Origin of the sequence: Mycobacterium sp. MOTT36Y (assembly GCF_000262165.1) — a bacterium.
GTDB classification, from domain to species: domain Bacteria; phylum Actinomycetota; class Actinomycetes; order Mycobacteriales; family Mycobacteriaceae; genus Mycobacterium; species Mycobacterium intracellulare.
The window spans coordinates 2,911,253-2,922,833 of the sequence record NC_017904.1 but is presented as its reverse complement, the minus strand read 5'-3'; the positions used below and the strand labels follow the sequence as shown (position 1 = coordinate 2,922,833).

General features: G+C 68.4%; 11 protein-coding genes. 5 read left to right on the top strand and 6 right to left on the bottom strand.

The genetic code is table 11. From position 1 onward, the window contains the following. Positions 1 to 84 precede the first annotated feature (84 nt). From W7S_RS13430 to W7S_RS13420, 3 genes are all read left to right on the top strand, one after another. On the top strand, positions 85 to 372 hold the full coding sequence (locus W7S_RS13430; protein WP_008257079.1) for an ANTAR domain-containing protein: 288 nt from the start codon (positions 85 to 87) through the stop codon (positions 370 to 372). Positions 373 to 707: 335 nt separating this feature from the next. Then, positions 708 to 1,559: an AraC family transcriptional regulator gene (locus tag W7S_RS13425; RefSeq protein ID WP_008257078.1), complete on the top strand. Its 852-nt coding sequence runs from the start codon at positions 708 to 710 to the stop codon at positions 1,557 to 1,559. A gap of 7 nt (positions 1,560 to 1,566) precedes the next feature. Further along, positions 1,567 to 2,391 carry an SAM-dependent methyltransferase gene (locus tag W7S_RS13420; protein ID WP_008257074.1) on the top strand — a complete coding sequence of 275 codons (825 nt, stop codon included), beginning with the start codon at positions 1,567 to 1,569 and terminating at the stop codon, positions 2,389 to 2,391. A 23-nt stretch (positions 2,392 to 2,414) separates the two neighbouring features. Here W7S_RS13420 and W7S_RS13415 read toward each other — a convergent pair whose 3' ends face one another. After that, complete coding sequence (locus W7S_RS13415) at positions 2,415 to 4,103, bottom strand: DUF4407 domain-containing protein (protein ID WP_014711711.1); 1,689 nt, start codon at positions 4,101 to 4,103, stop codon at positions 2,415 to 2,417. 225 nt (positions 4,104 to 4,328) lie between these two features. Here W7S_RS13415 and W7S_RS13410 point away from each other — a divergent pair, with 225 nt between their 5' ends. Together W7S_RS13410 and W7S_RS13405 are read left to right on the top strand one after the other, a co-directional pair. Then, a complete protein-coding gene (locus W7S_RS13410; RefSeq protein ID WP_008257070.1) occupies positions 4,329 to 4,886 on the top strand; it encodes a hypothetical protein in 558 nt (185 codons plus the stop codon). A gap of 106 nt (positions 4,887 to 4,992) precedes the next feature. Beyond that, positions 4,993 to 5,421: an SRPBCC family protein gene (locus W7S_RS13405; protein ID WP_014382645.1), complete on the top strand. Its 429-nt coding sequence runs from the start codon at positions 4,993 to 4,995 to the stop codon at positions 5,419 to 5,421. A 4-nt stretch (positions 5,422 to 5,425) separates the two neighbouring features. On the opposite strand, the gene W7S_RS13400 is transcribed toward W7S_RS13405, so the two are convergent. The 5 genes from W7S_RS13400 to malQ form a co-directional block, all read right to left on the bottom strand. Then, positions 5,426 to 5,707, bottom strand: coding sequence for a LapA family protein (locus tag W7S_RS13400; RefSeq protein ID WP_008257067.1), 282 nt, complete (start codon positions 5,705 to 5,707; stop codon positions 5,426 to 5,428). 93 nt (positions 5,708 to 5,800) lie between these two features. Continuing rightward, entirely contained in the window at positions 5,801 to 7,576 is a 1,776-nt protein-coding gene (locus W7S_RS13395; RefSeq protein WP_008257065.1) for a molybdopterin-dependent oxidoreductase, read from the bottom strand. A gap of 266 nt (positions 7,577 to 7,842) precedes the next feature. Next, complete coding sequence (locus tag W7S_RS13390; protein WP_014384787.1) at positions 7,843 to 8,313, bottom strand: nuclear transport factor 2 family protein; 471 nt, start codon at positions 8,311 to 8,313, stop codon at positions 7,843 to 7,845. A gap of 4 nt (positions 8,314 to 8,317) precedes the next feature. Continuing rightward, positions 8,318 to 9,199 carry an LLM class F420-dependent oxidoreductase gene (locus W7S_RS13385; protein ID WP_041297849.1) on the bottom strand — a complete coding sequence of 294 codons (882 nt, stop codon included), beginning with the start codon at positions 9,197 to 9,199 and terminating at the stop codon, positions 8,318 to 8,320. 35 nt (positions 9,200 to 9,234) lie between these two features. Beyond that, positions 9,235 to 11,418, bottom strand: coding sequence for a 4-alpha-glucanotransferase (gene malQ, locus W7S_RS13380; RefSeq protein ID WP_014711708.1), 2,184 nt, complete (start codon positions 11,416 to 11,418; stop codon positions 9,235 to 9,237). Positions 11,419 to 11,581 lie beyond the last annotated feature (163 nt).

The following is an 11,581-nucleotide window of genomic DNA, read 5'->3' as shown; positions in this document are numbered from 1 at the left end:
GCGACGATGCGTAGCACACACGAATTCCTCGTCCGGTACGTGAGTGGCGGATTCATTGACGGCGCCGCAGGAGGTATCCACAGCATGACATCGAACTGGGTTCCCGCCCAGACTTCGTGCGGCCCGCACTCCGGTCGCATCCTCGACACCGCGCGGGGCATCCTCATCGGCCTGCGCCGGTGCCCCTCGGAGGCCGCCCTGGACGAATTGCACAGTGCGGCATTGCGGCACAAGGTTCCGGTGTTCGCGATGGCATGGGCGCTGGTGCACCTGGCCGGCGACGGTCAACAGACACCCAGTTTCGCCGACGCCCAGTCCGCGGCGCGGCACGAATGGGGTCGGTTGTTCGAGTCCGCCGCAGTGCCCTGTTGAGCGGGCACCAAGACGTTGGGACGGCCGAGCTTTCGAGGGGTAACCCGGCCGTCTCCAACTCTCTCGACAACTCCTTCGATAACTCTTTCGATGAAGCACCCGACCGTTCTGCGGGTCGCGCCTTCGGGCTCGAGCTCTATTGGCCGGCTCGCGGGCGCGGCAGCAGGCGCTGGCGGAAAAATCGGGCGGCCCGTCGACCGATGTTTGAAACCGACTACGGCATAAGCCTGTTCCGCTGACGGGCGCACACCGAATCCAAAAGATGTGGGCGTCGAGCGAAGTGCGAGAATGTCATCTGTGGCCGGTGTCCAACGCGATGTGAACCGGGTCCGCTGATGGGCTCGGGGCCCCGGCTGTACCGCCCGCGCTCTAAGCTGGCGGACCATATCGAATTCTTCGGGCATTGGCTCCATCGCGGGGCCACCTACCGAAGCCGGGCGCTGCCGCGCGGCGCGGTGACGATCGTCTTCGACGTCGGCCACCGCCAGCAACTGGACCTCTATGCCGCCGACGGCACCACCAAGATGAGCGTTCTGCCTGCCTTCATCACGGGATCACAGAACACGCCCTACGTCTCGGACATCGCTGCCGACGAGCCCGTCGTGGCCATCCATTTCCGGCCCGGGGGCGCATTTCCGTTTCTGGGCATACCGTTGGGCGACCTGGCGGATGGACCCGTGGGCGTCGGTGAGATCTGGGGACGGCAAGGACGCGACTTGCACGAGCGCCTGATCGAGGCACCGTCCGTCCCGGCCAGGTTTCGTCTGCTGGAGCAGTTCATGCTCGCGCAGGCGCGCTCGTCGGTGCATCGCCATCCCGGCGTCGCCGCCGCGATGGCTGCGGTCGAGGCCGATCCCTCGATTCGACTGGCTGACGTCCGCCGCATGACCGGACTGTCCACCAAGCGGCTCATCGCCCTGTTCCGCGACGAAGTTGGCTTGCCCCCAAAGGAATTTGCCCGTGCCCGGCGCTTCCAAGCCGCGCTGAAGCGCCTTGGTGACGGCACGCCCGGCGCCCGCATCGCCGCCGACCTAGGGTATTTCGACCAGTCCCATTTCGTGCGGGAATTCCGGGCTTTCAGCGGGACGACGCCGACCTGCTACCGGCGGCAGCGCATCCTGTTGCCCAGCCACGTCCCGCTCGGGCGGCACAAATATCCAAGACCATTCGTTCGTGTGTGCTCATGATTGCGACATGGAAGACACCAGATTAGCCGTCGCCCACACGGGCCTGTTGGTTGCCGCGATGCGCGCCGAGGAATCCGCGCGCCGGGACCGACTGTTCACCGATCCGTTCGCAGAACGGCTCGCCGGCGACGAGGGGCGCGAATTGCTTGCCCAAGCCGTGGCGAAGACGGGCGCGACGTCACCGCAGATCGCCATCCGGACGCGCTTCTGGGATGAGCGCCTGCTGCGGGCTCAATCGGACGGCATTTCGCAGGTCGTGATCCTCGCCGCAGGCATGGACGCCCGCGCATACCGTCTGCCGTGGCAGCCGGGCACCACCGTTTACGAAGTCGACCAGCCCCGGGTGACCGCCATCAAGGACGAACGGCTCGCCGGCGAGCAACCCCGGTGCCAGCGGGTTGCGGTGGGCATCGATCTGACCGACGATTGGCCGAAGGCGCTGCGTTCCCAGGGGTTTTCGTCGTCCGCACCGGCGGTGTGGCTAGTCGAGGGTCTGCTGCAGTACCTCGATGCATCGGATGTCGACGCCTTGTTCGCCAGAATTGACGCGTTGTCCGCGCCGGGTTCGCGGGTGCTCTATGACCTGGTCGGGGCGACGTTGCTGGAAGCCGAATTCCTGCAGCCCACCCTGGAATTCATGCGGCGCCTCGGTGCGCCATGGACGTTCGGTACTGACGCACCGGCGTCCCTCGTCGAGCGGCACGGCTGGACAGCCCACGTCACCGATGTCGCCGAGCCTGGAACGAAGTGGAATCGCTGGGACCACCCGGTGGTCCCGCTCGACGTGCCCGGAATACCGCGCGGCTACTTCGTCGAAGCGGTCAAGGCCTAGCTTCGGTCCGCAATAGCGCCAGGCTATTTCGGCGGCGGCAGTTGGCGCGGGCCTTCCGACATACCCAAATCCCGCGGCGCTCCGCGCGTCGCCAACTCCGGTGCGTGTCCGGCGGCCGGCAGGCGACCCTCGCCGGGTGTGTAGCGCGATGAGGTGACGAATTCCGCCCGGTCAGACGGCGTTTCGGCACCACCTTCGCCCGCGGGCAGTTCGGCGCTCGACGCCTCGGAGTTGACGGTCACCGTGCGGGTTCGCTTGAGCGCGAACGTGATCTCTTCGGTCTCTTCGAGCACCCCTTCGAACACGTGGCGCGCGGTGCGTAGCGGCTGGGTCGTGGTGTCGATCACCCGCGCCACGAACGGCGGTACCAGCGGCCTGATCCAGCGGGCGGCCGCCCTGGTCGCCTCGGGGAGCGACGGGATCAACGGCGCGTTTCGCTCATCGGGGCGCGCGATCTCGTCGCCCGCCTCCGGCGCGGGCCGCTGGGCGATCGCCCGGCTGGCCGCCTCCGCTTCGGCGGCGATCGGCAGATACCCGCCGTCCTCGACCGGTTCGACGGCCCGCCGCGACGGCGCGTGCACCGGGCTCTCGAGGGCCTGCAGGACACGGCGACGCTGATGCTCGCGGTCGATCTCGGTCTGCGCCTCGATGGCGAGCCGGGCCTGGGTCAATTGGTGCTCGGCCCACATGATCTCGGCGTCGCGGCGGACCTCGGCCCGCTTGATCGCGATGGCGGTCTCCGCGTCGAGTTCGGCGCGGTCGCGCTCCGCGCGCGCGGCGGCGTGGCGATCATAAGTTGTCTGCCCGCGCCACAACCCCAGGATCAGTGGCGCCAGGTACAGCAGCACGCACGCCCCGACGGTCAGCACACGCAGGGCTTGGGCCCCCGCGGTGTTCCACGCGAGGTCATTCATCGCGACCCACCGTGCGCCCAGGCCCCGGCCGGCGTCGGCGATGACGCCGCGCCGCGCATCCTGCAGGTCTTGCTCCTGTCGCGAGATCGTGGCATCCAACGCCGGCGCGCGGCTGTCCCGCGCGGACAGCGCGGCGTCGAGTTCATGCTGGGCGTCGTTGAGAAGCTCGTTGCCAGTGCGGGTTTCGGGTCCGGGGCCCGGAACGCCGGTGATCCGGGTCTGCGGGCAACCGGGAGTGGGGTGATATTCACAGCGGGCGACGACCAGGGCCCTGTCCTGCCGATCGCGGGCCTGCGTGACGGCGCGCTCGAGCGCGGCGCGCGCCTCCTCGGTGCGCTGTAGCGATGCCGATGCCTGCGCGACCGCGGGCGCCGATTCCGCGGCGCGCGCAGCGCGTTCGTCGAGGCGCCGGTCGATTGAACCGGACAGGATCACCAACGTGGCTAGTTCGCCGACGATGACGCCGACCGCGGCCGCCATCGCGGCGCGTCCCACGAGGCCCGGGCGGCTCCGGTGGGGGCCCGGCACGGTGGCGCGGGTTACCGCGCCGGCCAGCAGGCCGAAGGCGACGGTCAGCGGCACGACGGCAACGCTCGTCGCGCGGGCCGACCCGCCCACTGCCAGCGCCGCGACCAGCCAGGCCAGCGCGGCTCCCAGCATCACGACGGCGCCGGCCACGCCGTGGGCGGACCGCTCGTGGCGTTCGCCGGCCTCGCGGCCGTGTCCGCCGCCGAGCCAGATGAGCGCTTCCGCGACCCTGGCCAGGCCCGGGCGGCGGTCGATTACTTCCTGGGGCATGAGACTGAAAACACCTCCGCGGTCAAGCCTCCCAGGCCCGGGGCCGACGCATCGAATCGAAGCCGCCACGTGTGGCGGGCCTCACAGGCCGGCGGGATGGACGCATCACCAGCCGGGCGTCGGCCGGGCGGGCCCGGTGCGACGGGACGGGAACGGGCGCGTAATTCCTGCGACGCGAGCGGATCAGCGGTCGTTCGGGCAGGTGACGTGAGACGGTATAAGCCTATGTCGAATCACGATTTTGTCACCTACGAGGAATTCGGTCGCAGGTTCTTCGAGGTCGCCGTCACCCCCGAGCGTGTCGCCGCCGCGTTCGCCGACATCGCCGGCAGCGAGTTCGCCATGGAGCCGATCGCGCAGGGACCGGGCAAGATCGCCAAAGTCAGTGCGAATGTCTCCATCCAGGAGCCCCGCGTCACCCGCCGGCTGGGCGACAGCATCACCTTCGTCATCCACATACCGCTGTCGATCGACCTGCTCGTGGACCTGTGGCTCGACAAGCAGCGCTTCGTGGTCTCGGGTGACATCGCCCTGCGAGCGACCGCGCGCGCGGCCGAACCGCTGCTGCTGATCGTCGACGTCGCCAAGCCGAGGCCTTCCGACATCACCGTCAACGTCTCGTCGAATTCCATCCGCGGCGAGGTGCTGCGGATCCTGGCGGGGGTGGACGGCGAGATCCGGCGATTCATCGCGCAGTACGTCGCGGCCGAGATCGACGCGCCGGCGTCGCAGGCGGCACAGATCATCGACGTCGCTGCGCAACTCGAACAGGCGTGGCCCTGAGGCTGCCCCACGAATAGCGCCGGCGGTGTTGGGGTACCCACCCACGGTTGTGCGTTTGACCACGTGGGTGGCGGCGCTTGGGATCGGGGAGGAGCGGAGGAACGCCTTGGCTCGAGTAGATGTTTCGGTGTCCTCGAAGGTGGAGCCGGAAGCGGCCTGGAAGCTGGCGTCGGACCTGGACCGGTTCGACGAGTGGATGACGATCTTCGCTGGGTGGCGAAGCCCCGTTCCCGACACGATCGAGGAAGGCACCTGTGTCTCGTCGTGCGTGAAGGTCAAGGGTTTCCGCAACGTCATCCATTGGACCGTCACCCGGTACGACGAGCCGAAATCGATTGAGCTGCAAGGCCGCGGCCGTGGTGGAATCCGGCTCAATGTGGAGATGACCGTGTCGGCGAACGACCCGGGATCGACCTTTCACCTCACCGCCGACCTCAAAGGCGGCCTGCTCAGCGGGCCGATCGGGGGACTGGTCGCCAGGGTGCTGCGATCGGACGTGCAAAAGTCCGTGAACAACCTCGCGTCGTTGCGGTAGGGACCTATCGGCCCGGGTGACCGATCACCCATTCGCGCTGCGCCTGGCGAATCCGCCTGCGGTCCATCGCAAGCCACGCCAGGCCCGCCCCGAACGCGAGCATCGCGACGATCGCCGCGACGACGCCCGCGTGAGCCTGTCCCAGGGCAAAGTTCGCCACGCACACCACGAACGCCAGCGCGGCCGCACAGACCACGACCAATCCGGGCGTCTGCGCCGCATCATGCATCGAGTCGTCGCCGCGGCGGGCAACGGTCCGATCATCATCGACAGGGCTGTGCCTCATGGGCGTCTCCTCTGCTGTCGCTTCCGTCCGGCCGATGCAGTGGAGCTACCCAAAACACCGGCTGGACAAACGACTTGGCGGAGTCGACGGCCGCTACAGGGTCTGGTGCCGCCCGAAGTACTTGTGGTCCTCGCTGTAGCCGCCATAGCCGCTTCCGATGTCGCGGTAGTCGGCGACGAATTCGATTCCCTTGATCCACTTCACCAATTTGAATCCGTGCTGCAGCTCGTTGCGCAGCCGCAGCGGCCTGCCGTGCATGTACGGCAGCTGCTGGTCGTTCATGTTGTAGGCCAGCATCGTCATGTGGTGGTCCATCTGACCGATGTGATGGGCGTTGTAGTAGATGCCCCCCGTGGCGCCCAGACCCATCGAATAGAACACCGCCCACTTCGCCTCGGGCAGCGGCTTGACGATGTCCATGATCGTCTTCATTTGCACGCCACCCCATTTGGCGACGCCCGACCACGCCTGGATGCAGAAGTGCTGGCTGATCTGCTCGTGGTAGGGCAACGCCATCAAGTCCTCGAGCGAGAACTCCATCGGGTGCTCGACCAGGCCGTAGACCTTCAGCCGCCAGTTCTTGAAGTCGTCGCGCTCGAGCTCTTTGTATTCGACGGTCTCGGGGAGGCGGCCGTTGCGCCAGTGGTGCGGCGAGATGTCCTTTTCGGTGAAGGCGCCCGGCTTGGGGTCCAGCCGTTCGAGCGCCCGCTGGAACGGCCCGACCAGGGCGTACCCGACCCGCTGAACGACCCGCGGGTGCTTGATGGTGAACGGGGTGGCCCACACCCACGCGACGGCCGTCAGCACCATGGCCGCGGCGAAGATCCAGAAACCCATCCAGCTGTTGTCGTCGCGGGAGGCGAACATGTGGTTGAGGTTCCGCAGTGCCTCGGTGGTCAACACCATCGTCACGTGCACCAGGATGAAGAACAGGAAGTACACCAGCACCAGGAAATGCAGCGACCGCGCGTGCTGAATGCTCAGGCGCTTGCTCAGCCAGTGCACGCGCTGCGACAGCGCCGGCGACATCCCCAGGCCGGTGATCAACGCGGCTGGCGCGGCGATGAAGACGGTGGTGAAGTACGACAGCAGCTGCAGGCCGTTGTAGGCGACCCAGCCGTTGTCGGTCGGCCAGTCCAGCGACATGTACTGAATCGCGACCGACGCGGCATTGGGAAAGACGTCCCAGCTGGTCGGCACAATGTGGCGCCACTGCCCGGTGGTGAACAGCAACACGTAGAAGACCGCCCCGTTGAGGAGCCACAACACGTCGACGCCGAGATGCCACCATCGCGCCAGCCCGATGGAGTGCCGGAATCCGGGCAGGCCGAATTGCGGCGGCAGGGCGACGGTGTCGGCGTTGGCGGTCCACAGCTCGTCGTCCGGCACCGGCGGGCCGACCCGCAGCCACTCGTCCTTGCCCGGGGTGGCGTTGCGGCTGAAATAGAGCCGGGGATGGTCACAGAGAATCTGAATCCCCGTCCTGATGATGAACATCATCATGAACAGGTTGAAGAAGTGCGTCCAACCGATCCACGCGGGCAGCCCGTCGGGGGCACCGCTGTGCGGATCGGTCCCGGGGTAGCGCGCGATGAACGACTGAATGGCCGGCATGTTGTGCAGGCCCTTGCCGATCGCCACCGACGCGATCAGCAGTCCAAAGCCGATCGGGATCAACCACAGAAGGTTGAACCACCGGTCACGGCCGACGCGCAACTTCGGGGCGGTCGCCCGCCTGGTCAGATCGAACCCGCCGCCGTACTCCTCGACATCGATGGTGTCGTGGGCGGTATGGATCTCGTGCCGATAACCAGGATCGGATGTCAGCGGCGTGCCTACCGCCAACGTCGAGACTGAGCCGTTCCCCACCGGGTCAATACGTTTGCTTTCGGCATGCGTCACGGGGTTGAAAATACACCAAAACACCTGGATAAATCCAAGTTTGATTGGAAAAAATCCTTCCGTGGCGCGTCGTGTCCCGTCGTGTGATCGTCGGCAACAGTTGCCAGGGGGCGGAATCCGCTCCGGCTCGAACGCCGGTTGCCGCAACTGCCTACGGAACGCTCAATTCTTTCCGCAAACACGGCTCCTTGGCGATTGCTGTGAATTCTCTCCCAACCTCCTAGCAGACGAGGCTAGGCGGTGTCGCGCGGTAACAGCCGGCGCACCGGGCGCGTCTCGAGGGCGTTGATCGTCAGCGCGCGGCGGGCGATCCGCCAGCCGGCGGCCGTCAGCTCGTATGCGTCGTCGTAGCGCAGGTGCCACACCACATCCACCACCTCGTCGCCCCGCGGGTTCCAGTGGTGGGCGACGCACGCGACGCGCCCGCGCGCGGCCCCCCGCCGCCCGGCCGCCTCGTACACCTCGCCGACGATCGCGTGCTCGGTGCGCGCGACCGCGGCCACGGCCCCGACGGCCCTCGCGATGGCGTCGCGGCCGCGATGCGCATTTGTCGGCAACAGATCGGCCGGTGGCGAGGGCACGACCAACTCGGCCTCGGTGGTGAAAAGCTCTGCGACGGCGCCGAATTCACGGTCATCGACGTGGGCGGCGTACCGGTGAACCACATCGCTGAGCGCCATTCGCTCGTCGGCGGAAAGCGTCATCGGTTCACGAAACCAGCGACAGCCGCTGCGCGCACGCCGACAGGGCGTCCTTGGCCGCCTCGAGGTCGGCGGTCGGCGGCATGGCCAGCACCAGCCGGTCGGCGCCCTGGTCGACCAGGCCCGCCGCGCGCTCGGCGTCGATCTTGGTGACACTGTGGCCCAGCGACACCTCCAGTGCCGCGGGGTCGCGGCCTGCCGCCGATGCCTCCTCGCGCATGAGCCCGATCAGCGACGCCAGCGCCGGACCGGTGACGCCAAGGGGCTGGAACCCGTCGCCGAAGCGCCCCGCACGGCGTGCGGCCGCTCGGCTGTGGCCGCCTATGTGCACCGGAAACCGTTCCCCGGCAACGGGTTTGGGATAGCTCATCACATTGTCGAAGCTGAAGAAGTCACCGTGGAAGGACGCCCCCTGGGGTCGGTCGGCCCACAGCGCGCGCAGCACCGCCAGCTGCTCGTCCGCCCGCCTGCCCCGATTGTCGAAGTCCGCGCCGCACGCCTGCAGCTCCTCTTTGAGCCAGCCCACGCCCACACACAGCCGCAGCCTTCCACCGGAGAGGGCGTCGACGGTGGCGACCCGCTTGGCGAGCACCACCGGGTGGTGGTTGGGCAGCACCAGCACCCCGGTGGCCAGCCCGAGGCTGGTGGTGTGGCCGGCCAGAAAGGCCAGCAGATCCAGCGGGTCCGGGATGGGGCAGTCGGGGGCCAGCCCGACCCGCCCGGAACGGTCGTAGGGATAGACGCTGTCGTAGCGCGTGAGCAGGACCGTGTGCTCGACGGCGACGATCGATTCGAATCCGCAGGCTTCGAGGTGGCGCGCGAAGGCCACCATCCACTCGGGGTCCGCGGTGACACCGTCGGCGACCGGGGCCACCACTGAGACCTTCATGGTTGGTGAAGCTAACAAGCCGACCGGTCGCGCGGTCAGCGGGCCGCGCTTTGAACGCTCTCCGAGCTTTCCGAGGCGGCCGGGGCGATCGCGGCGCGCACGGCCTCGGCCAGCGTGGCGGCCCGGGGGTCGGTGAACACGTCTTCGAGCAGCACGTCGCGCCCGTCCGGACCGGTCAGCGGGACCCGCCAGTTGGGGTATTCGTCCGTGGTGCCGGGCTGGTTCTGGGTGCGACGGTCACCGACGGCGTCGGTGAGCGCCAGCCCCAGCAGCCGCGACGGCGTCCGGCCCAGGTACTTGTACAGCGCCAGGACGACCTGCTGCGGGTCGTCTTCGCCTTCATCGAGCAGCCCCACCCGGCGCAACTCGGCCAGCCACGCCGCCAACTCGGCACGGTCGGACTCGAGCTCCTCGGCGACGGGCCGGGTCAGCAATCCCAGCGAGTCACGCAGCCGCACATGGTCGCCCGCCAGGTAGCCGGCCGTCGGCGGCAGGTCGTGGGTGGTGACCGAGGACAGGCAGTACTCCCGCCAGCGCTCCGCCGGCAGTGGTCCGCCGTTCCCGTCGCGGTCCAGCTCGAACCAGAGGATCGACGTGCCCAGCAGCCCCCGCAACAACAGGTAGTCACGCACCCACGGCTCGACCGTGCCGAGGTCCTCGCCCACCACCACCGCGCCGGCCCGGTGTGCCTCCAGGGCGACGATGCCGATCATGGCTTCGTGGTCGTAGCGGACGTAGGTGCCCTCGGTGGGTGATGCACCCCGCGGGATCCACCAGAGCCGGAACAACCCGATGATGTGGTCGATGCGCACCCCGCCGGCGTGCCGCAGCACCGCGCGGATCAACGCGCGAAACGGCCGGTACTCGTGCTCGTCCAGTCGGTCCGGCCGCCACGGCGGCTGCGACCAGTCCTGGCCGAGCTGATTGAACTCGTCCGGTGGCGCCCCGGCGGTCACGCCCAGCGCCATCACATCCTGCAGCGCCCAGGTGTCGGCGCCGTTGGGGTGCACGCCGACGGCCAGGTCGCCCATGATGCCCAACGACATTCCGGCCCGGATCGCCTGGGACTGGGCCGCGGCGAGCTGCTCGTCGATTTGCCATTGCAACCAGCGGTGGAAATCGACTGTGTCGGAATGTTTTTCGACAAAGTCTGCGACCCCGGACGCGTCGGGATGTTGCAGCGATTCGGGCCAACAATGCCAGTCATCGCCGTATTTTTCGGCCAGCGCGCACCAGGTCGCGAAGTCGTCGAGCGCGCGGCCCTCCCGGTCGCGGAACGCCGCGTACGACAGCTCCCGGCCCGCCGACCGCGGTTCCTCGTGCAGCAGCTTGAGGGCGGCCCGTTTGGCCGCCCACGAGCTGTCGCGGTCGATGGTGTCGACGCGGCCGGCGCGCTCCTGGACGTCCGCGCGCAGCCGGCGGACCCGGCTGCGCTTGCCCAGGTCGGCGAATTCGGGGATCGCCTCGACGCGAAGATAAATCGGATTGACGAAGCGCCGCGACGTCGGCAGGTACGGCGATGGCTCCATCCGGCCCTTCGGACCCGCAGGCGCCGCCGCATGCAGCGGATTGACCAGAAGGTAATCGGCGCCGTGGCGCGACGCCGACCACACCGCGAGGTCGGTCAGATCGGTGAGATCGCCGACGCCCCAGGACCGCCGGGACCGCACGCTGTAGAGCTGAACGGCCAGGCCCCAGGCGCGACGGTTGCCGAGCCGCTCCGGCAGCCCGAGCCAATCCGGCGTCACGATCAGCGCGGTGCTGGTCTCGGAGTCCCCGGACCGCAGGTGCACCCGGTGATACCCCAGCGGCAGGTCGGTGGGCAGCAGGAAGCTGGCCTCGCCGACCCAGCGTCCGTCCAGGTCGAACGGCGGGGTGAAGTTGTCGACCTGCGCGACGTCGCCGCGCACCGTGCCGTCCTCGAGCGTCAACCACACCTCGGCGGGAGCACCATGGGTGACGTGGGCCCAAAACCGGATCTGCTCACCGGTGCGGCCGACGATGGTCGCCGGCAGCCGCCGCGCCCAGTGCGACCGCAGCTTGGCGGTGAGCGCGAGGTTGCGTTCCTGTTCGTCGTCGGCCGCGACGCCGAGCGCGGCCAGCACGGCCTTGAGCGTCGCCTCCGACACCCGCACCCGCCTGCCGCTCCAGTCCTCGTACTCCGTCGCGATGCCGTACCTCCGGGCGAGTTCGATCAGCGACGGTGCGAGTTCGGTCATAGGGCCATCTTGCTGCCAGGATTCGCCGACCGGCGACCCGGACCCGACGCAGTTGGCGTTTTCTTTGCTGGACGGCCGCCTTCCGTTCATCTGCCCCGCCCGTCGGTGACCCGCCCCGCGCGCTCGACAGGACGCCGGCGCGATGGGCCACTACGATGCCGTG